Here is a 25,686-nt window from a genome sequence, read left to right as displayed (position 1 = left end):
GTGGCGCGGGTATCCATACTCATAGAGACGCCGGATAGATTTAAGCAAGCCAACCATACATCAAAATGAGTGTTGCAAAAACGGGGAAGACCATAGATTTGTTTCGCCGCTCAACGCTGATCCTTGCAGGCAATGGATCATTTAAGATACGAAATTAATGTAGCGATTGAATCAGGAATAGTCAACCAGGACGAGATCTAACATTTTTTCATATGTTTATTATGAGTAAAAATAACACTCTTTCCATTCAATAAACACACAGTTAAATATAGATATCTATCAATAAAGTCGCATTGAATGTACAAAATTATCAATATCTGGTTACTGATTGATTTTTAATCAAAGCGGGATCCTTTCCTGTGTATGTGATAGATTATGCTTATTAGATGAACCTGAGATATCTAGCCATACTTTCTTATCGCAAAGGGTATTTAAATTAAAATTAACATCTGGAAGTAATGGTTCAAATAAATGTCTAGTTGTTTTATAGGGAAGAATTTTTTTACTCTCTATTTCTCGTGATAAATTATCTATGCAATATAGTTTATCATTCTCCCAATTATATACTTTCACTCTATGATCATTATATTTTAATCTTACTACAGGTATGAATAACAATCCTAGCCTGTACGCAACATTTAATCTGTGATTACCATCCATAATCCATCTTGATTCATATTCAATAGGTAGAACACTTTTCCATGCTCCCTCTGATTTAATGTTTTCTAGCAATTTTTCAACCATGAATATATTTACTTCTTCAGACTGAATTAAATTTTCAACAAGTTCAAAATCAATATGATAAGATTTTTCTGAAATTGTTTTTGATTTCATTCTATTTTAGAATCCCGTATTGGTGGATGTGTATTCGATATATTTCAGATTTTCAATCTGAAATATAATATGCATCTTTAAGTTGGATTAATATGTTTTTCATTATCTCATTTTTGTCTAATCACCTGAATTATTATTCGATTTTTTTATGAATTGTTATAGTACAAGAAGTTAGCGTTATACATAATATACTGTTACTTTCTTAAAAAGAGAGCCGCTCGCGTTTAAGCGAGCGGTACTATCCTCATAGAGGATAATTTTTTGAATCAGCTAGTTATTCAGTTTTTCCAGTCCTCTAAGAATTGGTAACTGTTCAAGTAGTAGTTGCGCAACTGCTTCTGGTTCAGACTTAATAAAGTAATGTCCACCTTTAGGCAGAACCTTCACTATCAATTCTTCAGCTAGACAACTCCAGTTATTTGCTAGTTCCAACCAGTCTTTGGTGAGCGGATCATCTTCAGCTAATAAGCATAGCACACGCAGTGAGGTTAGCGTGGATGTGGCCTTCCACAGTTGAGTCAGAGCTAGGTTACCTTCAATTGCATCATTACGGTAAGCTGCCGCCATTCGTGTAATTGCTTCTGATGGCAGGTCGCGATCTAGATCTAGTCCGGTAGAATCACGTAACCAATTAACAATTTGGTCATCTGACATTGCGCGTGTTTCATCTATTTGCTTCTGTAGTACTTCTTCAGGTCTCAGCAACTTACCGGAGAGGATAACAGCTTCAATGTTGATGTCATATTGCTGTGCCATTTGCATGAATAGAGTTACACCACCAACACCAGAGCAGTGACCCCAAACGATTACGCGATCGATACCTTTCTGTTTTAGTTCTATGCAGCAACGTGTTACCAGCTCTTGTAGTGAGATAGGAGTATCCTGTTGTGACAGATCGTTGCCCGGAGCCTCTACTGCGAAAACTTGCAAAGGTTGATATTGAGTCATAGCATCAGCAACTGACCTGAAATTGATTGCATTACCCCCCGCATAAGTGAAGCACAGTAAAGGTAATCCTTCGTTAGCAGCGGTAATCGTTTGTAATACTGGGCGGATGCCAGACGTTGGCTTCAACTCAGCCAATCGGCGCAGAGTGCGGTGGGTGAAAATATCCGCAAGAGTAAAGCGGCCATCTGAGTGGATGGCACAAGACATCGCCAGCAGCGAATGCCCCCCTAAATGGAAAAAGTCGCTGTCACGCCCGATACTTTCAAACGGCACTTTTAGTATCTGGGACCAGAATTGTGCCAGCGTGCGTTCACTTTCTGTTTCTAATGGTTTCAGCTGTGTTATCTGCGTTTGCACAAGGCAAGAGGCCAACGAACGAAGCTGCTTTTTATCCACTTTACCCGCTGCGTTAAGTGGGATTTGATGACAATGGATCAGCGCCTGCGGTAGCATAAAGTCAGGTAATATTTGGCTGATATGTCTCATTATGGCATCCGTATCATCGCTACCCTGAACAAATCCCACTAGTCGATCACTGCTATCACGTGTATCTAGCACCACTGCCGCATTATGCACTCCTGAAGCAGTCATAAGTGTATTTTCGATTTCTCCAATTTCAATACGCATACCGCGAATTTTTACTTGTTCATCCTTGCGTCCTTCATAAACTAGGTTACCGTCAGTCCGCCATCTACCGCGATCACCAGTGCGATATAAACGTCCATTAGACCAAGCCGCCAGTGGATGGTTGAAGTCAAACGCCAGCTGAGTTTTCTCAGCTGTGTTAATATAGCCGCGCCCTACGCCCACACCGGTAACGCAGATTTCACCGCTAGTACCGAAAGGCACCAGATTATCCTGTTCATCCAGAATATGAATCCACATGTTCTGCACTGGTCGACCGATAGGCACAATGGCATCGGCGGGTGGTGCAGTGAATATGTGGTGAGTGATATCATCTGAAGCTTCTGTAGGACCATAGGCGTTAACCAGCGTAATATTGGGATAGAGCTCGAACCAGCGAGCCACCTGCTCATTTTTAAGAGCCTCGCCAGTCTGAATCAGCATACGCAAGGCACCTAAAGAACGCGGCGATTGCTCTAGATAGTCCAACAATACGGCAAAGTAAGACGGCACGATCTCTAGCAGAGTTACACCATCCGTCATCAGCTGCTGACAGAACTGAGCTGGGTCCAGCTGCTGCTCTTTGCTGTAAACTACAGTGCGAGCATTGACCACTAAGCCAGTTAATGCTTGCCAGATGGAAATATCGAATGTAACTGGTGCAGTTTGTGCTAGCACATCGTCTGCTGTTATCTGTAAATCGTCACGCTTCGCCATCATATGGTTCATCATTCCCGAATGCTCAAGCAATGCTCCTTTTGGTTTGCCAGTAGAACCGGAGGTGAACAATACATAGGCTAGGTCATTCATCACCGGCATCGAAGGAAGCGTCAGCGGCGACATTACTGTTACAGTGGCAAAATCGATGCAGATGACAGAATGCTGTACCTCCTGCGCCAATTCTTCTAGGCGTCTTAGAGAGGAAACATCCCCAATAATAGCGCTTACCTGCCCCTCAATCAGTAGTTCTTGTAAACGGGCATCAGGATTATCAAGATCGAGTGGCATATAGACACGTCCTGCACGCATGATACCTACCATTGCAGTTATCCAACGGACACTGCGTGGCAGAGCCACCGCAACCACCACCTGAGGTGGAACAGTGCTATCCAGTGCTGAAGCCAGTGCCGTTACCTTCACCTCTAACGTGGCGGCATTTAATGTCGTTTCTACATCCTGAAGGACAATTTTTTCCGGCGTCAGTTGTGCATGTGTAGCGATCTGCTCTGGAGCGCTGCAAATTTGCAGCGGGCGACATGGCCCCTGACCAATAACCTGCAACTGCTGGTGCTCATCAAGAGATAGCAAATCTGTGTTTAGATAGCTAATTTGAGGTGTAGTGACCATGCTGTTGAGTGCTGCATGATAATAGTGACCTATCCGCGCTATATGAGCCACATCAAATTCGTTGGTATGATAATGTAAACTCAGCTGTATCTGATCAGTGTAGGCGTTTTGCGAAAACTCTGCGCGCAGCGGGAATTCAGTTTCGGCTCTCACGCGCACATCCAGTTCCTGCATGCCTGGGATTTTTTCCAATGCTTTAAGCATATGGAAGTGAGTAAAGTTGAATACCGCTTCAAACAGAGTTTCAGTCACGTTCAGCATAGACTTCATATCTGCCATCGGATAGCGGCGGTGAGGCAACATGTTGGCTTCCAATTGGTGCACTCTCCCTATGAGCCCAGACCAGCTCTCTTGCGTGTCAAGCTCCAGACGGAATGGTAACGAGTTGAGGAACAACCCGATAGCCTGCTCGACTCCTTCTTCTTCTGGGCGGCCACTGTGTTCATAGCCGGTGATTACCGTCTGACTATTGCAAATTAGTCCTAACACTCGAAGGTGCGCCGCCATCAGCACGTTTTTCACTGGCACATTCAGTGAAATCGCCAACGCACGCAACTGATTTGACAGTTTTGTAGAGATATGAATATCGTGGTAGGCGATCTGTGGAATATCGCCCTGTTTTACTCTCAAGCGTGGTAACGGAATTGGCTCATAGTCTGCCAACTGTTGCCGCCAAAAATCGCGAGTAATCGTGCTACGACGTGTCTCCTGCTCCATAGCTATATACTTACGGAGGAAATTATCGGTGAAAGGTACATCAATAATTGCGTCTTTCCGCTGATACTGGTGATAATAGGTTAGTAGTCGGGTGTGGAATAAATTAATGCTCCAGCCGTCCAGAGCTGAATCGTGGAAGCTGAGGATGTAGTCGAAATTATCATTTTTTTTCAGTGCGATATGTACCCTAATCAGTCCCGGTTGAGTCCAGTCAAATTGGTAGTGACTCTCTTCATCAAGAAACTGTTCAAGGCGGGTAGACTGGCTGTCACTGTCCAGTTCCCTCCAGTCGTGGATCCACAGAGGGAGGGGAATCTCTTTGTGAACGAACTGCACAAACTCACTGAATGCTTGTAGATGATAGCTGGTACGCAATATCGGATGTTCGCGTACTATGCGGTGTAGAGCTAGAGTGAATGCTACTTCATCGAATTGACTGAATAGAGAGTAAACCTGAATATCGTGATACCAAGAAGCTCCTTTCTGTAACTCGCTCTGGAAAATCAGCCCCGCCTGAAGCAAAGACATGGGATAAGCATCTTCCAATCCATCAGGCAATTGTTCTTTATCCTCTGCGCGCAGCAGGCTGAAAGGCTGCCAGCTGCTCTCTTCGCCTCCAGTCACCTTCTCGATATGTGGTAGCAGACTGGCAATGGTTGGATACCTGAATATTGTTTGGAAACCGATTACCATACCGGCTTTACGCGCGCGACTGATCACTCCCAACGAGGTGATGGAATCGCCTCCGAGGCTAAAAAAGTTGTCGTGGATGCTAATCTTTTCTAGATTTAGCACCTCGCACCAGATGGCTGCCAATAATTTCTCATCCGCAGACTGTGGCAGGACGGTGGTTTGGTTAACAGCGTACTTCAGAGGATTAGGCAACAGCGCGCGATCCAGTTTACCGTTCGGAGTTAGTGGAAAAGCATCCAGTATAATAAACCACGGTGGCACCATAAACTCAGGCAGAACTGCTAACAGTTTCCGGCGTACCTGTTGTTCATCGTAACCAACAGTCGGTAGTATATAAGCGGTGAGGTATTTGCTGCCATCTTCGCGTGCCAACGCGACAACACGAGCATCTTTCACTCCTGGAGCGGAAAGTACCGTATTTTCGATTTCTCCCAGCTCGATTCGATAGCCTCGAATTTTCACTTGATGGTCAATACGGCCTAGGTATTCAATCATACCATCCGGTAGCCAACGTACTAAATCACCAGTGCGATAAACTCGACAGTTAAGTGGGGCAGGAAGAGTACAAAATTTTTCTGCTGTTAGCTCTGGTCGGTTAAGGTAACCGCGTGCTAAGTTAACCCCAGCGATACATAATTCGCCCGCTACACCCATTTGCACAGGTTGAGAGTCAGTATCAAGAATATAGATATCAGTATTCTGGATCGGACGACCAATAGGAATCGAACCACGCGTTTCTTCTGGCTGGCACTCATAATAGGTGACGTCGACAGTAGCTTCAGTTGGACCGTAAAGATTGACCAGACGCGCACTATTTTGTGGCGTTACAATCGTGAAAAAGCGCGAAGACTGATGCAATGTTAAAGCTTCACCGCTGGTAAACACTACCTTCAGAGATGATAACTGAGCTGCGGATTTGCCAGCTTCCAACGTATTCAAGAACGCGTCTAACATTGAAGGTACAAAGTGCATATGAGTAACACTATCACGCTCTATAGTCTCCAACAGAACATCTGGTTCTTTCTCACCACCTGGCTGTAACAGGGAAACGGTAATTCCCGCCATCATCCACCAGAATAGCTCCCAGACGGAGACATCGAAAGATATTGGTGTTTTCTGTAGAATCACATCTCCTGATTGAAGTGGAAAACAGTTTTGCATCCACTCTATGCGGTTAAACACCGAATGGTGTTCAATCATCACACCTTTAGGATTGCCAGTCGAGCCAGAAGTATAAATCATATAAGCAAGGCCGTGCGAATCGGCATCAACTTGTAGATCTAACATATCACCAGTTTCATTGATAAAATCACCGACTTCTAGCGCACCGGGATTAAATTCTCCCTGTCCTGTGGCAATCAGCACCTGCTTCGCCTGACTATCGCGAATAATATAGTCGCGTCGGTTAGCTGGATAACTAGGATCAACTGGCACATATGCCGCACCAGCCTTGAGTACACCGTAAATCGCCGCCATCATTTCTGGTCCGCGTGGCAACATCACGGCAATCGCGTCACCAGATACCACACCACGCCGCCGTAAATTATGGGCGATGATATTAGCCTGTTCATTCAATTGGCGGTAACTCCAGCGTGTTTCGCCAGCAATCAGAGCTAATGCCTCAGGAGTATTATGAGCACGTTCCTCCAGTACCTGTTCAAGACGAAGTGAATTGGTATAGGGTCGCTTTTCTCCTTGAGCAAAGTCCAGAACGCGATCTTGTTCAATGGTACTCAAAGTAGGCAGTTTACTCAGGATTTCTCTGGGATTAGCTACCATCGATTCCAGAGTTATCACTAAGTTATTCAGCAAAGAATCACGCCAAGAGGAGGGGTAGTGGCGAGCATCAGCATTCAATGTTAGCTTATCAGACTGCGTCTGGCAGTAACCAATCTGCAGCGTGTTAGCGTAACGCGTAGCCAGACAAGTCTCATCAGCCCGTACTAACAATTGCACACTTGGCAGCGGTGGTGCTCCAGGCGAAGCAGCAAGGATCGATTGTATATCGGCGAAACGTGCCTCACCCAATTGCAAACAGTCGGTGATTTTACTACGCGTAGCCACTAGCGCCTCAACTACAGTTTGCTGGAGATTATCGCCAGCATCAGTCAGTAAAAAATTCTGAGTCTGGGTGAACCCTGTTTGCGCTAGAGAATAAGCCAGACTGAGAGGATAGTCAGCCTGAATATAACGATGCGCAATTCGAGTCAGCGCAACTGAAAGCAGTGCACAGAGGTTGATAGTATCTCCTTGGCTAACCTTATGCAGCGCATTCTGTAATGTGGGGGAAAGTGTTAATACGCTTTCTCCATCATCCTGTGGATAACCCGGCATCGGCCGAAATAATGCTGGATGGCAGTGGGTAGAGAATAATTTTTGATAATGTTTTGCAAGGGGAAGGTTAACTCCCGTTTGTTCAGATGCCATAGTCATATAAAGTCCATCTCTCAGAAAAAGTTAAAATCTACAGTCGTGACGTTTGACAATGCCGACGTAGTGGTGTCTTCGTCATTAATGCACTGAATTATAGGAAGATGTGTAGGGTGAGTGACCAGTGCCTGCAGAATTGCTTGATAGCGGCGAAGTAGACTAGTTACCAGCGAACTACTGAAACATTCTGGTGCGTGTTCCCACTGGATTTCATAGCCTTGCTGCTGCCGATCAAATACATGAATTACCATACCGAACTGTGCCATACGCTTTGCCTCGTAAAATGTACGGAACTGCCCTCCTAGAAAATCAATATTCTGATAATCAATATTCTGAAAGGCGAAAAGCGCATCTAGTGGGCTTTCTGTTTCGTCATCCTGTAATAGCTCACGCTGAGCAATGAATGGATAGTGCTGATTCGCAAGAGCCTGCTGTGTCTGCTGCGAGAGAGCTGCCAGAGTATCGGCAATACTCTGTTGTGGCTCAAGATCCACTGGCAATAGCAATGTATTAACGAACATACCGAAAGTTTCTTGCCAAGCGGGAGCATGCCTCCCTGAAACCACGAGGCCGACTCGACCCTGCCAGCATTCGGTTACGTCACTTTGCAACAATGCCCAAGCTAACAGAAACAGAGTGAAAGGTGTGACCTCCTCAACTCTAGCTCTGCTGCGGATCGTCGAACACAGCTTACTATCAAGATGCACCTGCTGTACCGCATAACCAAAACCGTTGCTTTTTGGTATCTGCTGTAGTGGCCAGCGAGGCTTTTTTGGCGCTGGCGAAAGTCGCTTATGCCAAAAATGTTCTGCTTCTGCCCGTTCAATACGGTACTCTGCTTGCTGCATCCAACAGCTCCAGGCAAACAAACTAGGTGTCTCTTCTGTCTGCGGAATAGAAAGCAAAGCAGCTCGTAACTGGCGCAGGAAAAAACCGACTGACAAACCGTCAGCAGCTATATGACAAAAATCGAGCATCAATAGTGTTTGTTGCCCGTCCCATGGAACAATGGCGGCACGCAGCAAAAGATCTTTATTTAACTGGTAGGGCTGTACGAATATTGCACTACCCTGTTGCAGGTTGTCGTAACGTTGCAGTGGTACTGTTTGAGTACCAGTGTAACGGAACAGCAGTTGTCCATTCTCATCGTAGAAGCGGCAAAACAGAGCTGGGAATCTTTCGGCCGCCTGCTGCAGCGCTTGCTGAAAACGCTGGGGTGCAATTGCCTGAGGAATGACAGCAATGAGAGGGATGTTGTAGGCTGTTGTATCGGGCTGGCGAAACAGTTCCAGATAGATCATCTGCTGGGCATCGGTCTGATGAAAGATCTCGCCTTCCTTGACCGACTCTTTCTCTCGTGGAGACTGCCGTGGTTCTGTTGGCAGTAGCGCTAAGATATCGGCGCAACACTTCAAGTCCAGCAGGCACTTGACCGACAGACTGATATCCCAAAAATGCCAAATTCGAGCGGCCAGAAGAGCTGCTATAATGGAGTCTGCGCCAAGTTGTAGCAGGTTCTGCTGTAGCAGTTTCTCTGGCTCAACTTCTGGGAAAAACTCCTGTAAGAGACGGAGAAAATCTGGTTGACTAGCATTCATTAGTTAGCTCCCCATCAACGCACGTAACGCGAGAAACACCAAATAACCCACCAAAATGACGCCGAAGAAGTTTTTCATCCGCGTTGCAATGATGACAGTTATCAACGTAGCCAGCATAAAGGTATTACCCAAAGAAAGATTCAGTGCTGCTGTCTGTGTGTCTATCATCACACCGTTAGCGATAATAACGGTTAGAATGGCTGGCGGCAGTAGTTCAAATGCATCCTTAATTATCGGTGGCAGAGTAATATAATTAGCGAAAATAAACGCTATGCTGCGCACAGCAAACACTGTGACACCCATGGCTAGGATCACCATCATGGTATGACTCATTGTTTCACCTTCTTTATCATCTTCCGCTGGCGCAGCTCTTGTACCAATTTAACAATAGTCACCGAAGCAACACAGGAGATCAGAATGCCAAGGTTATAAGGTAGACGAGCGCACAACACCCATACCGCCAGCGCAACCAATGAAACAGCCAGATTGCGAGGCACCTTCAGATAGGGAACTAGCATGGCGACAAATGTGGCGTAGGCAATAAACTCCAGCCCCCAAGCAGACGCAAAAGCTGACAACATATCGCCGAGAAACAGCCCGATAGCGGTGCCTATGATCCAGTTAAAATAAAAAATCAGCACACAACTCATAAAATAGATATTTTTATCTGTCTGTTGCCCTGATTCACTAAAGCGTTCTTTTGCCATCACAAATACGGCATCGATCAGGCCAAATGCCAGCATAATGCGCCAACTGAGTGGGATTGCCTTCACCTCATCAATCAACGAAATAGCGTAGAGAAAAAAGCGTAAACTCAGTAGCAAAGTAGTGATCAGTGCTACCATCAGTCCGGTATGCGACAGGATTAACTGCAGCCCAACAAACTGGGCAGCGCCGGAATAGATAAAACCAGACATTACTAGGCCATCTTTGATAGTCAGGCCACCCGATATGACCAGAGCTCCAAACACTACTCCAGAAAGGGTTGATGAAATTAGAAGAGGTAAGGAGCGCCTAAAAGCCAGCATCACTTCACGTTTAATCACGCTACTCATGTGTCGATCAACTCCCGCTATATGCGTCAGGGAAGAAGTTATAAATGCATACTTTATCTTCTGCATTGAGTGTCTCCAGCAGCTGTTGTGCTACTGCTAGATCGAGGATTCCCATACCAAATGGCGAGAATATACGCGGTCGGTTATTGTCTGGAACAACGCGCTGTTCGATTAAATCAGCGATTCCCCCTGCCATAAAATCATGATGACCTACCTGTTGACTAGCGAGGTGGGGTGAAGTCTGCGCTTTCAAGCAATGGCTGACATCATCCGCTACGTTCTGTCCCGCCAGAATTATTTCTGGTGCCAGATCACGTAATGACATGTGTAGCACAGTCGGCGCATGGCTAAACCAAGCGGGAGAAGTAATATAGGGTTGGCTAGCTGAAGTGGCAATCAGTACCATATCTGATTCACTGATGGTGGATTCCAACGATGCACTGCAACTGGTTCCAGCCCAACCAATGGACTTATCGCGAAACATTTGGCTACGGGTTTCACTGAGATCGCACACACAGAGTGTATCGATTTCCCATCCCATTTTTACCAGTAATCCTAGAGTACGGTATGCAATAGGACCGCATCCTACCACGCCAAGCCGTTTGATCTTTTTTGGTGTTGGATGCAAGTAACTGGCACCGAGTACTGCCGAGGCAGCGGTACGTGCTGCACTGATCAGACTGCCCTCAAGGCAGGCGCGCGGATAACCTGTATGTCGGTCATTAACAATAAGCACTGCCGAAGCACGATCCAACCCCTTATCAATATTTTCTGGGAAGCTGGATATCCACTTAATACCCGTAATCGGGTTATCGCTTTCGATGGAAGCAGGTAGTGCAATAATCCTCTGCCGAGGATGATCTGGAAAACGAAGAAAATAGCTGTCCGGACTGATAGTTTTCCCGTAAGCATGTTGCAGATAAGCCTGTTTGACCGCCTCCACAAGAGTGTCGGGGTTCGCATTGAGCCAAGGAGCGATTTGTGCGGCACCAATTACCGTAAAAGAAGGTGTTGTATTTGCCATAATTACTCTTTATTCACGTGTTATTTAAAGTGTCCTAGACAACCTCTGCTTCCGGCTGCAGGATAGGAAAGTGGGTTTTTACCCAATTGGGGTTATAAATAGTATCGATATAACGATCTCCCATATCCGGTGAAATAGCCACTACACATGATCCTGCGGGGAGAATAGCAGCATATTGCTCAATACCAGCCAGTACCGTGCCTGACGATCCGCCTAATAGCAGACCGTGTTGAGCTAACCGATGACACATTGCCACGGTATCAATTTCTGGAACCATCAGTAGTTCATCAAAACTTGAATGAGTGCGGATTGCAGGAGGATTGCTGGTGCCAAGACCGGGGATAAGACGTTTTCCGGCTGGGTGACCAAAAGTGACGGAACCTTTACTGTCCACTGCAATTATACGGGCAGAAGGTGCGTGTTCCCGAAGATAGCGTGACACCCCGCCTAATGTACCAGTTGTACCCGCACCGATAAAAACATAATCTGGTGAGGGAAAAGCGTCCAGAATCTCCGGTCCAGTTGAGAGATAATGAGCCCTGACATTTTCCTCATTTTCATATTGGTTAATCCAGAGCAACTGTTCATCCTGCGCAAGCATAGATTTGATCAGGTTGATACGGGTAGCAAGAAAACCGCCATTTTCATCCCGTGCCTGCACAACAATCAATTTTGCTCCGTAGGCCTCAATAATGCGTGCGGTCTGCGGTGAAATGTTAGGGTCACTGACACAGGTAAATTTGTAGCCTTTAGCAGCACAAATCATTGATAATGCTAAACCGAGGTTTCCTGATGAACTTTCAATAACTCGCATGCCTGGAAGTAGTTTTCCCTCACGTTCCAGTTGCGTTATCATGTGCAGTGCTGACTTGAATTTTATCGAACCCGTGGCCGAAAATCCTTCCAGTTTCAGGTTTACATTAATTCCGTTACCAATGCATATTTTTATAAAAGCCTTTGAAAACAAAAAGTAATGCGAGTTGTCAACAATCATTTACTCTTCCCCATTCACTATTTTTCTACATGCTTGATTTGGGTGATATATGTTAAAGTAAAAACATAAACATGTTATTTTATTAAACCATTAATAAAATTAGTGATTATTTTTACCACAACATCTGAAAGTTAAACAACAGGATATTAAAAAATATCATAATATTTTTTAATATAAGAGTAATGCGTTGGGAAAGATCAAAGATGTGAAGTTGGATGTTTTTTATTGGCAATAATAAAATTATGTCATGATTGAAGGTATAGTTGGCTATCCCTCAAATTAGTTTCTGATATACTGTTTAAAACCTCCCAACAATCATTTTGACCTGTGATTACACTAACGCGCTGCGCTTGTCTTCTCCGATTTACCGGGCTAATAAATTATCCAGGTAAATCGGAGAGCTAAAAAACACCTGCTAGAGAAAACTTTTTTGCTTACCCCACCCTATTAGAGAATTAGTAATAAAACTGTTCACCCTATTCACCTTTGAATATTTTTATTTAAATTCATATTGTTAAAGGATGATGACTTGAAATTGAACTCATCACCACTCTTCACCCAACCATTCACCTCATATCTGAAAAGGGTGAACAGTAGTGAAGAGTTGTGAACAGTTTAAAAATAACTATTCACCCTATAATACATTGATATATAGGGTTTAAATTATAGAGTGAACAGTGGTGAACACTTTTTTATATTTCTTTGAAAACTATCAGCAATAAAGAAAAAAATTATTCTTCCGGTAGGTTATCCCTTGTCAGTTTTGGCATCCACTCGATGGCGGTATTAAGATCTAGATTCAAGTTGCTACGAATGCCGTGTTTGCTTTTCTTACGCAGGTAATGCTGACCGTACTCTGCCAATGCGCCAGACATATCCATGCCAAAACGCGTTACAGAAACAGGTTTGTTCAGGTTATTGCCTTTCATATAAGCAAGGTAAGCGTGATAAAGATATTTACGGGGATTGAACGGCATAATTTCCGCATTGCCGATTAACAGGCCATCCGCTTCATCGGTCGCAAGCAGGTAGCCGCAGAAATCGACCAGTGGATCGGTGCTGCGTTTGATATCTAATGCTTCCGCAGATTTTTGTTGCTCTGCCAGTAAATGTCTTGCGGCTTGTGGTTCAGCGAACCAATGAAGCAGGTGCCGGATAATCACAGGCAATTCTGCTGCGATTTTATCCCGCAAGAGTGGATCACGTTCATTTTCCGGTACGACTTCGGAAAAGTTGAAAATCACCCGACGCCGCGATACACCACCACTGCGATCACTGAAACTCATGGCGTTGTTATTTACCGCCAGTACCACTGCTGGAATATGGGTTGAATAGGGCTGTTTGTGCTTCGGGTCAATGGCAACTTCGTCGTCGCCTGTAATCGCCTTGATACCGGAGCCATCGCCCACATAGCGGGTTTGGTCTGGTAAGATAATCAGAGAATAACCGACAATCAGCGCCCGTTCCCGTGGGTTTTCCAGTGCCGCCATACTGGCAGAAACCGTATTGCCTTTGCCTGCCAGCATCGCGCAGATTTCAGCAAAGATGCTTTTGCCACTGCCTCCGGCACCAGTGACTTCCAAAAATAACTGCCAATCGTAACGGTTTGCCAGCACCATAAACAGCGCTGCCAGTACCCGATCAAACTTGTTCTCACAGTTGGCCGTTGCCCGATTGAGCCAGCGCCAGAACTGTGGGGCATGGTCTTGCAGAGTTTCCTCCGAAATTGGGGAATTGAATTCAACGTCATTGGCAAGCAATAACCAATCATGTTTGTGGTGAGGCCGGAACTGGCATGTTCTCAGATCAAACACGCCATTGCTGAATCCGATTAAGTGCCGTTCTGGTGGCTGCATCATGGGAAGCTGTAATTTCAGGGCATCCACCGCAGAGCTGATGCCATGCGGTGAGTACGGTAGTTTCTCTTCCATGAAGGCTGCCACCATTTCCCGTTTTAAATCGCGGTCACTAACCGGACACCAGACAGTACCGTCATAGTGATGAACGGTTTCCGAAGCGCTATCCAATGCTAAATCACCGTCATAACGCGCCAGCAAGACTTCCCCGCGCTGGCTGGCTCCCATCTGGCATAATGTCAGCTTGGAAGGTTCGGTATCATTAGGTTGAGCGGCTGCTTTTTTCTCGGTTGATGTTGGTCGATAAAGCCCCTGAAAAAAAGCCAATTTTGCCCTTTCCACATCATGTTGTTGGCGGTAATCGTCCCAGTCGGCTTTATGCTCTGTCGGTGGTAACGAGATCCAGCCATTCACCGTCAGCGCTGCTTTCTCTGCTGAGATCCTGCCGATATTTACTTTGGGTTTGCCGGGGCTATGCCAGTCATTATCTGCCGCAATAATGATTTTTACGTCCGGCCATCGTGGGGACAATTTTTTAAAGTGCGAACAACGGCATTAATACTGATATGCAGTGCCCGTGTTGTGTCACGGATGCTAGCTGTTGTGGTCACCAAAACTTTGCGCCCGGAACAGCCCTCACGTCAATTTCTTATCCAGAATTCTGGTTATTTAGTTGCCAGAAGATGTTTTAATTTTACCAAATTAATGTGAACCTGTTCCAATATGATAACTTGTTCTTAAATAACAAATTATCATATTGTTGGAACAGGAGTGTCATTTAAGCTTTAAAATTATTTAAATTAATAATTATATCTGCGGATTCAATTGTTTCTTTTCTATGTGCCACCATTATTTTTGTAATATTCAAGCCTTTTAGATTAGATGAAATTATCATTTCATTCTCAACATCAAGGTGACTAGTTGCTTCATCTAAAAATAAAATCTTAGGGTCTTTGTATAATGCTCTCGCCAAACATAATCTCTGTTTTTGGCCTCCAGATAAAACAGTTCCCATATCTCCAATTAATGTTTCATATTTCATGGGCATTTTCATTATATCATCATGTATTGCAGCTATTTTAGCACAATTTACCGATTTTTCTATATCAGGTTTTTCATCGAAAAAAGTTATATTATCCATAATGGAGCCAGAAAATAATGCATCATCTTGTGCAACATAACCTATACTATCCCTGATGCTTTTAATATGAGATTCATTAACTGCAACATTTCCAATTATGACTTTCCCTTCTGTAGGTAGAATACTACCCATCATTAAATTAAGCAATGTTGACTTACCACATCCCGAAGCCCCTATTATAGCAGCAGAATCTCCAGCCGGGATATTGAAAGATAAATCCTTTATCAAATAAGGGGAGTTATCATTATATTTAAAACAGAGATTTTTAACTTTTACATTACTTGACGATATTTCTTTTTCTTTCAGAGATAAATCAGAATTAAACTCTGTTTCAGTTAGGACAATATCTGATAATCTCTCAAGATGAATTCCTAGCATTTTCAACGAAATAAACTGATCAATAAGAGATAGAACTCTAGACTCAAATTGGGATTTATATGCCAAAAATGACATTAAGATTCCAATAGTAAATACATTATCAAATATAAGAAGTGTACCTAAATACACTATCAATATATTTTGAATTCCAAATAATATTTTATTAACAAAAGAAAAGAGCAAAGATAATCTTTGAGTTTTAAGACTTGAATTAAGTGTATCAATAGATAATGATAACCAAGAGTTATATCTATAATTTTCTTTTCCGAAAATTTTTATCGTTTTTATACCTCTTATTGTTTCCATAAAGTTAGAACTTAGTTTTGCTGCATGAGCGATATTTTCTTTAGAAATTTCCCTTAAAGGAAAATACCATGCAATTCGTATGACCATATAAATAAGAAGTGTAATTATTGATATTAGAGCCAATTTAAAATTATACATTAGCATAATAAAAAGCGTAATTACAGATACAAAACTATTACATATAGAGATAAAAAAAGAAGATGTTAAAGTATTTTGTATACTATCAATAGAAGAAAATCTTGATATTATATCACCCAAGTGCCTTTTTCTAAAAAAATCTATTGGCAAATTGATTAAATGTGTAAAAACATTTGATTTCCATTGTATGTTCAAATTAGTACTAATATATGTAGTTAATAAACTCTGCACAATAGTTATAACTTGTTCAAAAATTAGTAATATGCCAAATCCAAACGATAACAATAATATTAAATTTTTGTCTTCAGAAACAACCCCATGGTCAATTATTAATTGCATATAATATGGGCTAATAAGCGCAAAAAACTCTAGTGCAAAAGCTAAAAATAATATTTTTATTATTGATTTTTTCACTCCTGATATATTTCTAATAAACTTTGAAACATTTACTCGTTCTTTAAAAATATCCTTTTTGAAATCATTATTTGGCCAAAATTCAACAGCGATACCTGTAAAATAATCGGAAAAATCATCAAAGTTTAAGTATCTTATACCAATACTTGGATCCATAATAATTATTTTTTTTGATAATACCTTTTTTAGCACTACAAAATGATTAAGCCCCCAGTGGAGAAGACATGGTAATGTCAGTTGTTCTATTTCATCAATATCTAAACGAATTGCTCTATAGGATAGATTTAGTTCTTTAGCATAGTTAGTAATATCATTAAGATTTATACCAGTAAGGGGTACAGAAAACTTTCTCCTAAGTGAAAGTAAATCAATCTGATACCCGTGAAAAGAAGCAATGGACGCGAGGCAAGCTAAACCACATTCAGCCATTTCTGTTTGCAATATAACTGGCAAATTATTAGAAGACCAAAATCTAATCTGATTCAATTTTATCATTTTAAATACTATCATTTATTGAAAATAAAGGCTCAAACATCCACTCATATAATTTTCTTCTTTCATGCAAAATGTCCGCATCAATAGTCATTCCAATCTCCAATGGCTTCTTGATTTTATTAATTTCAATATATTGTTTTTCAAGCTCAGCCTTTATTAAGTAAACTGGTTCATTTGTGGCATTTAATGCTGGAAATACACTTCCTATACTTTTTACTTCCTGAGCAGCCATAGCAGATCGACTAACAGATGTAACTTTTGCCTTGAATATTCCAAATTTTTGATATGGATATGCTGAATATTTTATATTTACAATATCTCCGATTTTTATAAATCCTATAGACTGATTAGGTACATATAAATGAAGAACAAGATCTTGGTTACTAGGAACTATACTCAATAGTAATGTTGATTGATCCACATATGAGCCTAACTCAAAATTGTTAATATTAACAAAGCCGGATGAATTGGCTCTTATTACAGACTCAGTCTGACTTTCAATATTTAAGATTTCTTGGTTAACAGAAGACAATACTCTTTCTATTTCTTGTCGTTCTATAATTTTTTTTAATGGAGCCTCCTCAATTTCCAATTCTTTTTCAGTAATTAAACGATCTATTACTATAAGGTCTTTTTTAGTTACATTTAGTCTTTCTAATTGTTCTAACTCATTACTCTCAATCGAAGACATATATTCTTTTGATATAAAACCTTTTTTTTCTAAATTTCTATATCTATATGTATTTTCCCTTAAATCATTTAATCTCTTTTTTTGTATTTTTATTTGAATTTTTATTTGTTCTTTTTGTTTAATTAAACCATTAAGATTATTTTTAAGCAACTCAATTCGGTTAACTTGAAGAGACTCCATTTTATTGATCTCATTGATTAATGTAATTTTCTTTAGAATTGCTTGTTCTTTTAAACTATCCTGCAATGTTCCTTCATTTATATACTGAGCCTTATAAATAACACCTAAAACATCCCCTTTTTTAACAAATTGTCCATCCTTAACCTTAATATCACTAATAACACCACTTTCTTTAGAGTAAATCTTAGACATTCCATCTTTAGGATAAACTTGACCTTTTATTGATGTTTTTCTAGAATATTCAGTAAAAATGATAAATATAATAATAAATATTACAAGCAAGCTGGAAAGGTATGTCAATACAGTAAAAACAAATGGACTGGTCAAAACCATTTGGCCAGCCATAGGTATTGATTTTTTTTTCAAAGCTTCTTGACGAAAAAGGTCGCCTTTATAAATCATTTATGATTTCTAATATATTTTGATAGCCAAGATTATAAATCAGTTCTTTCATTTTTTCATGCATTTCAGTTTCAAAGAAAGAGAGTAATTTTTTAAGAGAAATATATGGATTATCATCAATTTTCTTAAGCAATTCAGTAGATCTATGATCTAAGTTTAATTTAATCCCATTACAAATTACATATCCATCATCTATAGATAAATTATTATTTGAATTTATTCTTAAATATGCCTTGTCAGATAGTTTAGATTTATTATTGCAAAATAAATCTAAATTCAATTTATTTGGTATTCTTTGTTCTGAGCCAATTGATTGTAAAAATTCATTATATGCTTCTTCTGAACCTAAATATTTAAAAATAAACTTTGATAAATCCTCAATTTCGCTTTTAGCTTGTACCCATGATCTAGGAAGAGATTTCCTCCCTATCTCAAAATCATTTATTTTATTTGATAACCAGTATAAATAATTAAAGACATAAGGTGGAAAAATTCCAACAGATAAATGTATAGTCTCTTCACCAACAGGTAATGGATTATGCCACCAACCTCTAGGAAGATAAAGAACATCTCCAGCCTCCAATACGAAATCATCATATGGTTCAGAAGGACATGGATATATATCCTCCATATCCTTTGATTGATGTACATACAAAGGGTTTTGAAATGATGGCTCATAAATAACCCATCTTTTTTTGCCAGTTAGTTGTATTACAAAAATATCTCTGCTATCCCAATGGGGTTTAAATGAACTTTTCTCTCCATAAGATAAATATATACTTGAAAAAGTATGACTATCTGTCAATGAAGAACAGCATTTAGCTAAATAATCAATTTTAGGTTCGTTGATAATACCATTTGCAACTAATGTTGCACCAGCATTTAAATAATCATATAACTTAGAGTAGATATATCTATATCTTGTATTCCCTAAATCTTGATAAGATTCTAGGTATTCTCTTTTATCTAGAATACCATTATACATTAACTTAAGTCCTTCAAATGATTCTAAGTCAGAACGATTGTATATATCTTCTATTTCACTCCTGTTTATAAAATTCACATCATATATGCCCTTAAATACATATGGTTTTTTTTCAAAAAAATTATCTAAAAAATATTTCTTTTCAATATTAAAATTAATTGTCATCATATTTACTATTTTTACAATAAATGTAGATACTAACATAAATTAATTATAATAATTTGAACATGAGTTGTGCATCATAATCAAAACGTAATAAATAATAAATAATAAATAATAAATAAGAGTACTGAGCACACCCCAAGTTCAAAATGATATATAAAATAATATCCTTATCTAAGGAAGTATCTAAACATATATAGTTATGCGTTCATGTCAGGGGGAATGAAATTACTCATTCTATTGATATAAAAGGGAATTGAATTTCATTCAGTGAAATTTAATCACATATAAAAAGATACTAGGTTAATATTAACAATAATTACAACCTGTATCCCCGCAGTAGTGACTTCCACTTTCTGGTACTGGAGGTCTTGTAAACAAATCCCGTATAAATGATGAGCCTGCAGCCCTGCGACCAGCCTCAGCACCTGCAGCTTGCCCAACTACCCCTCCTCCTATTCTACCGGCCAGACCTCCAACAATCGCACCACCTACAGTACCAACTCCTGGAACAACACTTCCAACCGCAGCACCCGCCATAACTCCAGCCTGAAAGCCAGCCCATCCTCCAACCTGTTTACCAACTACGCCTCCAGCTACTGCTCCTGCTACCTGATTGGTGTAACTAGGGCCTGTATCACCAGCACCAGAAACTAAATCAAATTCTTGAATTGTTAATTCACGCATAATAAATGTCTCTTATTTAGTTTAGTTGAAAATTTTCATAATTAAATATAAAATGACGCTATAAAAAATAAAAAAGAATAGCTTTAATGAAAAGTCATATTTAATAATTACTGATAAATATGAATATATAAAATAAAGAATTATAATTCCTGAAATTAAAATTAAAAATGTGAGAAATTTAAATGAATATACTGTTTTTTCATTTAGAAAATCATAATTTCCATATTCATATTTTAAAAAGTGAGATTCATTAATCACTTTAACAATCATGCTAATGAAACAAACCAACAACATTATCGCAATAATGTAGTCTATATATTCAAAAGCAGGATCGCCAATATCAAATATAGCCATAGAGAAAATATATATAAGAAAAAAATTTAAAAAGACAATTTCTTTCCTAAAAATATCTAAACTCTTTGATTTAGAAAGGTTATTCACTTTGGCAAAGATTGATTTTTTACAATTAGATTTTTTCATTAAATTTATAACAATCCATTTAACAAATAACTTGCATCCACATCTATTTGGAAACAATATATTTAAAACCGTAACAAGTCAATACAATTTACATATTAAAATTGTTAATTTATTAAAGTAATATTGCAGGGGTTAAATATCCACCAATCAATAAATCTCACTTATATTAATTGTTCCAAAAATTGGTCAGACTTCTAACTTTATTGATAATGATGAATGTTTAGACAATATACTATGGGGAACCTCTAAAAACTGGTCATGTATTAAATGGTTAGATTGAATATTAAAAATAGTACTCACGCTCAATAAAAGTCCCTATCACCTTATCGTGCATTTCTTCGGATTTTGAATAACTGAGAGTTTTTCTATTCAGTCTTTTTACTCGAATACGCTGCGTTAAATTCGTTCTCTCTATACGCTGAGTAAACATCTTTCCAGTCAGGCACTCTTCCTCGGGAAGGTTGTTATAAACAACATAATCATCCGGGCAGTAAAACCGAATATTAAAGGGCGATAAGAGGGCAAGCAGCTTGTCTAACGTTTTTCTACTGCGATCGCCAAAAACAGGGGCCACTACTCATTTCAGGCGGGGTTCCCAAGCATACCAAAGCCAGCGTTGATTTTTCTTGTTCCTCACAAACGACCATTGCTCATCTATTTCACAGATAAGCTGAAAGTTATTTCCATCAAGGGGCAGTGTCGTTACGTTTCGGGGCGTGAGGTTTTTAACGTTTTCATGACGGTACGCACTCTGTGTGCCTGACAAGAGGAATGACATTTTATATCGCCAACCACTGCCGTCCGTGCACGCTCAGTTAGGCCCTGTCAGGTTACGCACTGCGTTGCGGGTGATTGCAGGTCCAGCCTGGCAACTGGAAGTGGATGAGGTGCAGCGTGTTGTTTGTCACCATTTGCGGCAGGGTTATCAACTTCCGACTCCGGTCAAACATACTCAATCGGAAGGGCATTGATGAAATTACACCAACTCAGTGTGTTGGTATGGTTGCTGAGCAGTCCGGTCTGGGCAGTAACACCGGCACCGTTAGCTTTGCAGCAGACACTCACGACAGAAAGCCAGCCGCAATCCCTGAATAATCAGGCTGAACAGTGGCAATTAAGTACCGGCGAATATCAGCGTTATCAGCACCTGATGAACGGGCCACGGGGTATTCAGTCGCCGGGGCTTGATCCGCTGACCGCATTAGGCATTGAAACCGAAAGCGAGGCCGAACGCCGCCGTTATGCTGAACAGTGGGTTAAGGCAGAGTTTGCCCGAACGGAAAAAGAACTGCGTTTCCAGCGGGAAGTGAATGCCGCCTGGCAGCGGTTGTTTCCGGATGTTTTGCCGATCAATATGGAAAAATCGCATGAAGTAAACGGTCGGTTGGCTCTGTTTGTCAGAACCAAAGATTGCCCACAATGTGACACCCGTTTGGCCGAAGTCTTGGCGGCAAAGCAACCGGTGGATATCTATCTGGTCGACAGTCAACGTAATGATGACATTTTACGGCAGTGGGCTAAAACGCATCATATTCCGGTTGAACAGGTCCGTAACCGACACATCACGCTGAATCATGATGCAGGATACTGGTTCCGGTTTGGCAAAGGACTGATGCCGGTATTATTGCGACAGGGGGAACAAGGATGGCAGGTCACGTCATTACAATGAAACGGCTGAGCGTATTTCCCATTATCGGTCTGTTATGGATGACTACCGGCCATGCTGAACTGAACGTGATTGCCGATTTAGGCGGCAAAGATGCCTCGCCCTTTTATGAAAGCATTAATGCCCAGCCGAATTATCGTTCTGCACAGCCCCACCATTTCTCGCCAGAATTGGCGGATGAAGCGGCCATGTTGCCGGTTAACACACCGGAACTGACACTGGGAAAAGTGATCAACCGCTCACTGCAATTGCCGGGGATTGGAGCGTTATTTCTGATTGGCGATGATCCTGACTCTCGTCAGTGGCTAAGTCAGCATGCAGCCCGCCTTGCACAATTGCACGCGGTGGGACTGGTCGTTAATGTCAGTACAATGACTGGATTACAGTCACTGCGCGCCTTAGCACCGGATATCCTGTTATCACCGGCTTCCGGCACAGAGCTGGCGCGTCGTTTGCAGTTACAGCATTATCCGGTGTTGATCACTGAAAATGCACTTACGCAGCAGCCCTCATTATGAGCCGTCGTTATGTGGTTGAAGCCCTGCTGCGTCCGGCTGTCGAGCTGAATACCGCTGTGGTTTCAGCGGTTGCCGCATTTATCTGCATTCGGGCACCTTGGGCGATTGCACTGGCACCTTCAGTCAGCTATGTGATGGCCGGTGGTTTTACTGTATTAGCGATAATACGCACCTGGCAGGGCATTCAGGTTATCCGTTATCGCCGAAATCTGAGCCGTTTACCGCGTTACCAGATGAGCACAAAACACATTCCCGTCAGTCATCAGCGCTTGTTTCTGGGCCGGGGTTTTCGCTGGCAGCAGAAGCATACCCAGCGTTTGCAGGATACGCGGCGACCGGAAGTAGAACGATTTGTGCAACCCTCTCAGGTTTATCAGCTTGCCCGTTTACTGGAGCATCGAACCGAATACCGTTGGTCGGCATTGTCAAATCTGTTGCGTAAAGATTCCCCGTTAAATCCGGTGCGACCATTGCCGCCGGTTGGGGGCAATCCGATGATCCACGGCATTGAACCACAGGAAGCGGAAGTGTATATGGATCTGCGCGAGCGGGTCGGGCATACCTTAGTGATGGGCACGACGCGGGTGGGGAAAACCCGGCAGGCTGAACTGCTGATAACCCAGGATATCCGGCGCGGTGAAGTGGTGATTGTCTTTGATCCCAAAGGGGATGCTGACCTGTTAAGGCGCATCTGGGCAGAAGCCCACCGGGCAGGCCGTGGAAATGAACTTTACCTCTTTCATCTGGGTTGGCCGGAAATCTCGGCACGTTATAATACGGTCGGGCGGTTTGGCCGGGTCTCCGAAGTCGCTTCCCGTCTGGCGGGGCAATTGAGTGGCGAAGGCAATAGTGCGGCGTTCCGGGAATTTGCCTGGCGGTTCGTCAATATTGTCGCCCGCGCGTTGGTGGCACTGGGGCACCGGCCGGATTACACGCTTATCACGCGTTACGTCAATAATATCAGCGAACTGTATCAACTCTATGCCACCAAAGTGATGGCAGACAGGCAGCCTGCGTTGCTGGAACAAATCAATCAAACCTTCGGAAAGCTGAAAGAGAAAGATATTCCGCGCAATATGCAGGGGCAGCCGGATGCGCTCCGGCTGTGGGCAATGGAAATGACGCTCAGTTCTGAGGCCGGTAAACAGCTCTATGACCCCATTCTGGATGGGTTACGTTCAGCCGTGCGTTATGACCGTACTTATTTTGATAAAATTGTCGCCTCGCTACTGCCTCTGCTGGAAAAGCTGACCACGGGAAAAATCGCAGAACTGTTATCACCGGATTATCTCAATATGGCGGACTTGCGCCCCATTTTCGACTGGGAGCAGGTGATCCGCAAGAACGGGATTGTCTATATCGGGCTGGATGCATTGTCTGACAGTGATGTGGCTTCGGCAGTGGGCAACAGCATGTTTGCGGATTTGGTCAGTGTGGCCGGGCAGATTTATAAATATGGCATGAATGCAGGGTTGCCGGTGCGCCAGGACGGCAAGCTCGCAATTAACCTGCATTGTGACGAATTCAATGAACTGATGGGGGATGAGTTTATCCCGCTGATTAATAAAGGCGGGGCGCCGGTATGCAGGTCACGGCCTATACCCAGACCTCCTCGGATATTGAAGCCCGTATCGGCAGCCCGGCCAAAACCGCGCAGGTGATTGGTAACTTTAATACCCTGATTATGCTGCGGGTACGGGATAACCGGACGGCAGAACTGCTCACCAGCCAGTTGCCCGAAGTGGAAATCTACAGCAAGACACTGGTCTCAGGGCACTCAGATATCGCCGATGTTGAACAGGGACAGGATTTTACCTCATCCACGCAGGATAGGGTCGGCACAGTCAAAACGCTGCTGGTGACGCCGGCTGAGATGATTAATCTGCCGAAAGGGCGGGCATTCGCCTTATTGGAGGGCGGACAGTTGTGGAAAATTCGCATACCTCTGCCCACCGGCGATGACGATGATGCCCTGATGCCGGCGAGTTTGCAGAACATCGCTGAGCATATGCGGCGGCACTACCGCACCAGTGAAAACTGGTGGGAAGAAAAAGGGTAGTTTCCGAAATGGCACAGTCAGAAAATCCATCCCGCACCGTCTCCCAACCGCCCCGCAAGCATGGTCTGTTGTATCGCCTGTTATGGGAATGGCCGTGGCAACTGATTGGCTTTATTGTCATGTCTTGGCTATTCAGTCTGTTACTGGAATATATCGGGATGACTTTTCTCTGGTCGGACGAGGGCGCGGCTCACAGTCAGACCATGATGAAAACCGAGCTGCAATTTTTATCCACGGAGTTTACCCGGAGTCTGTTGTTGTCAGAACCTTCACAAACGGTCTCTGATTGGCTGGCACAGACCTATCAATGGCTGTTTGTTGACAGTGGTTTTATGCACTGGATAGAGGGGCAATCACACTCTCAGCTTAATAGCCGCAATGATTTTATGCGTGAATTCAATGCGGTATTACATAGCATATCGGGTTATTTGCGGGAATATGCGCTGGCGACGGTGTTTATCACGATGGTGACATTGATCCGGCTGGTCACTCTGGTGTTGTCCGTTCCGCTGTTTGTGATGGTGATTTTGGTCGCACTGGTTGACGGGCTGGGACGGCGGGATTTACGCCGGTATGGCGCAGGCTATGAATCCAGTTTTGTTTATCATCATGCCAAACGGGGCATTAAACCGGCTTGCACCATTCCCTGTGTATTGTATTTATCGTGGCCGGATGTGGTGTATCCCACGGTGATATTATTGCCCGCGGCACTCTTGCTGGGGATGGCGGTGGTGATTACAACATCGATGTTTAAGAAATATCTTTAAGTGCGACGTGAATATTTATTTCAATTAAAAACAATTGGATACGTTGATTTGAAGTAAATTATAAGCTTCGCCAGTTATTGTCAAACATTCAATATCA

15 protein-coding genes and 4 pseudogenes are annotated in these 25,686 nt (G+C 42.4%); 5 read left to right on the top strand and 14 right to left on the bottom strand.

Annotated elements, in window-relative coordinates; all coding sequences use genetic code 11:
• Nucleotides 1–339: 339 nt before the first annotated feature.
• The 14 genes and pseudogenes from Xets_RS19970 to Xets_RS19905 form a co-directional block, all read right to left on the bottom strand.
• The gene (locus Xets_RS19970; RefSeq protein ID WP_187652444.1) at nt 340–834 is read right to left on the bottom strand and encodes a transcriptional regulator; all 495 of its coding nucleotides are present in this window, start codon (nt 832–834) and stop codon (nt 340–342) included.
• A 270-nt stretch (nt 835–1,104) separates the two neighbouring features.
• Nucleotides 1,105–7,596 carry a non-ribosomal peptide synthetase gene (locus tag Xets_RS19965; RefSeq protein WP_099133980.1) on the bottom strand — a complete coding sequence of 2,164 codons (6,492 nt, stop codon included), beginning with the start codon at nt 7,594–7,596 and terminating at the stop codon, nt 1,105–1,107.
• A gap of 14 nt (nt 7,597–7,610) precedes the next feature.
• Entirely contained in the window at nt 7,611–9,008 is a 1,398-nt protein-coding gene (locus Xets_RS19960; protein ID WP_167450534.1) for a condensation domain-containing protein, read from the bottom strand.
• Nucleotides 9,009–9,194: 186 nt separating this feature from the next.
• On the bottom strand, nt 9,195–9,524 hold the full coding sequence (locus Xets_RS19955; protein WP_099133982.1) for an AzlD domain-containing protein: 330 nt from the start codon (nt 9,522–9,524) through the stop codon (nt 9,195–9,197).
• Entirely contained in the window at nt 9,521–10,246 is a 726-nt protein-coding gene (locus Xets_RS19950; protein WP_167450535.1) for an AzlC family ABC transporter permease, read from the bottom strand. The genes Xets_RS19955 and Xets_RS19950 overlap by 4 nt, the downstream gene beginning before the upstream one ends.
• Before the next feature lie 7 nt (nt 10,247–10,253).
• Nucleotides 10,254–11,270: a 2,3-diaminopropionate biosynthesis protein SbnB gene (sbnB, locus tag Xets_RS19945; RefSeq protein ID WP_099133984.1), complete on the bottom strand. Its 1,017-nt coding sequence runs from the start codon at nt 11,268–11,270 to the stop codon at nt 10,254–10,256.
• A gap of 34 nt (nt 11,271–11,304) precedes the next feature.
• A complete protein-coding gene (gene sbnA / locus Xets_RS19940; protein ID WP_099133985.1) occupies nt 11,305–12,264 on the bottom strand; it encodes a 2,3-diaminopropionate biosynthesis protein SbnA in 960 nt (319 codons plus the stop codon).
• A gap of 731 nt (nt 12,265–12,995) precedes the next feature.
• Entirely contained in the window at nt 12,996–14,624 is a 1,629-nt protein-coding gene (locus tag Xets_RS19935; protein ID WP_370588271.1) for a DUF5906 domain-containing protein, read from the bottom strand.
• A 15-nt stretch (nt 14,625–14,639) separates the two neighbouring features.
• Nucleotides 14,640–14,719: pseudogene (locus Xets_RS28825) on the bottom strand (IS1 family transposase); the annotation flags it as partial.
• A gap of 179 nt (nt 14,720–14,898) precedes the next feature.
• Nucleotides 14,899–16,992, bottom strand: a complete 2,094-nt coding sequence (locus Xets_RS19925) for a peptidase domain-containing ABC transporter (RefSeq protein WP_187652443.1) — start codon at nt 16,990–16,992, stop codon at nt 14,899–14,901.
• Between the two features lies 1 nt (nt 16,993).
• Nucleotides 16,994–18,265, bottom strand: coding sequence for an HlyD family secretion protein (locus Xets_RS19920; RefSeq protein WP_187652442.1), 1,272 nt, complete (start codon nt 18,263–18,265; stop codon nt 16,994–16,996).
• Nucleotides 18,255–19,418, bottom strand: a complete 1,164-nt coding sequence (locus tag Xets_RS19915; RefSeq protein WP_222941669.1) for a cupin domain-containing protein — start codon at nt 19,416–19,418, stop codon at nt 18,255–18,257. Before Xets_RS19915 ends, Xets_RS19920 begins: the two co-directional genes overlap by 11 nt.
• 303 nt (nt 19,419–19,721) lie before the next feature.
• On the bottom strand, nt 19,722–20,099 hold the full coding sequence (locus tag Xets_RS19910) for a hypothetical protein (protein WP_187652440.1): 378 nt from the start codon (nt 20,097–20,099) through the stop codon (nt 19,722–19,724).
• A gap of 763 nt (nt 20,100–20,862) precedes the next feature.
• A pseudogene (locus Xets_RS19905) lies at nt 20,863–21,309 on the bottom strand (IS1 family transposase); the annotation flags it as partial.
• Between the two features lie 40 nt (nt 21,310–21,349).
• Here Xets_RS19905 and Xets_RS19895 point away from each other — a divergent pair.
• The 5 genes and pseudogenes from Xets_RS19895 to Xets_RS19875 form a co-directional block, all read left to right on the top strand.
• Nucleotides 21,350–21,550: pseudogene (locus tag Xets_RS19895) on the top strand (hypothetical protein); the annotation flags it as partial.
• Nucleotides 21,550–22,248, top strand: coding sequence for a TIGR03759 family integrating conjugative element protein (locus Xets_RS19890; RefSeq protein ID WP_187652437.1), 699 nt, complete (start codon nt 21,550–21,552; stop codon nt 22,246–22,248). The pseudogene Xets_RS19895 and the gene Xets_RS19890, both read left to right, overlap by 1 nt.
• Nucleotides 22,224–22,763, top strand: coding sequence for an integrating conjugative element protein (locus Xets_RS19885; RefSeq protein WP_099133944.1), 540 nt, complete (start codon nt 22,224–22,226; stop codon nt 22,761–22,763). The genes Xets_RS19890 and Xets_RS19885 overlap by 25 nt, the downstream gene beginning before the upstream one ends.
• Nucleotides 22,760–24,822 (top strand): annotated as a pseudogene (gene traD / locus Xets_RS19880) (type IV conjugative transfer system coupling protein TraD). Before Xets_RS19885 ends, traD begins: the two are co-directional and overlap by 4 nt.
• A gap of 8 nt (nt 24,823–24,830) precedes the next feature.
• A complete protein-coding gene (locus Xets_RS19875) occupies nt 24,831–25,589 on the top strand; it encodes a TIGR03747 family integrating conjugative element membrane protein (protein ID WP_187652436.1) in 759 nt (252 codons plus the stop codon).
• Nucleotides 25,590–25,686 lie beyond the last annotated feature (97 nt).

The organism is Xenorhabdus sp. TS4 (assembly GCF_014467265.1).
In the GTDB taxonomy this organism is placed as follows: Bacteria; Pseudomonadota; Gammaproteobacteria; order Enterobacterales; family Enterobacteriaceae; genus Xenorhabdus; species Xenorhabdus ehlersii.
Note: the sequence above shows the minus strand (reverse complement) of the source record. Positions and strands in the feature narration are given on the sequence as shown.

What these genes read in the sequence shown, in the direction of transcription:
- Xets_RS19970 (WP_187652444.1), bottom strand. Translation starts at nt 834, where the DNA reads ATGAAATCAAAAACAATTTCAGAAAAATCTTATCATATTGATTTTGAA.
- Xets_RS19965 (WP_099133980.1), bottom strand. Translation starts at nt 7,596, where the DNA reads ATGACTATGGCATCTGAACAAACGGGAGTTAACCTTCCCCTTGCAAAA.
- Xets_RS19955 (WP_099133982.1), bottom strand. Translation starts at nt 9,524, where the DNA reads ATGAGTCATACCATGATGGTGATCCTAGCCATGGGTGTCACAGTGTTT.
- Xets_RS19950 (WP_167450535.1), bottom strand. Translation starts at nt 10,246, where the DNA reads ATGAGTAGCGTGATTAAACGTGAAGTGATGCTGGCTTTTAGGCGCTCC.
- sbnB (WP_099133984.1), bottom strand. Translation starts at nt 11,270, where the DNA reads ATGGCAAATACAACACCTTCTTTTACGGTAATTGGTGCCGCACAAATC.
- sbnA (WP_099133985.1), bottom strand. Translation starts at nt 12,264, where the DNA reads ATGATTGTTGACAACTCGCATTACTTTTTGTTTTCAAAGGCTTTTATA.
- Xets_RS19925 (WP_187652443.1), bottom strand. Translation starts at nt 16,992, where the DNA reads ATGATAAAATTGAATCAGATTAGATTTTGGTCTTCTAATAATTTGCCA.
- Xets_RS19920 (WP_187652442.1), bottom strand. Translation starts at nt 18,265, where the DNA reads ATGATTTATAAAGGCGACCTTTTTCGTCAAGAAGCTTTGAAAAAAAAA.
- Xets_RS19915 (WP_222941669.1), bottom strand. Translation starts at nt 19,418, where the DNA reads ATGATGACAATTAATTTTAATATTGAAAAGAAATATTTTTTAGATAAT.
- Xets_RS19910 (WP_187652440.1), bottom strand. Translation starts at nt 20,099, where the DNA reads ATGCGTGAATTAACAATTCAAGAATTTGATTTAGTTTCTGGTGCTGGT.
- Xets_RS19890 (WP_187652437.1), top strand. Translation starts at nt 21,550, where the DNA reads ATGAAATTACACCAACTCAGTGTGTTGGTATGGTTGCTGAGCAGTCCG.
- Xets_RS19885 (WP_099133944.1), top strand. Translation starts at nt 22,224, where the DNA reads ATGGCAGGTCACGTCATTACAATGAAACGGCTGAGCGTATTTCCCATT.
- Xets_RS19875 (WP_187652436.1), top strand. Translation starts at nt 24,831, where the DNA reads ATGGCACAGTCAGAAAATCCATCCCGCACCGTCTCCCAACCGCCCCGC.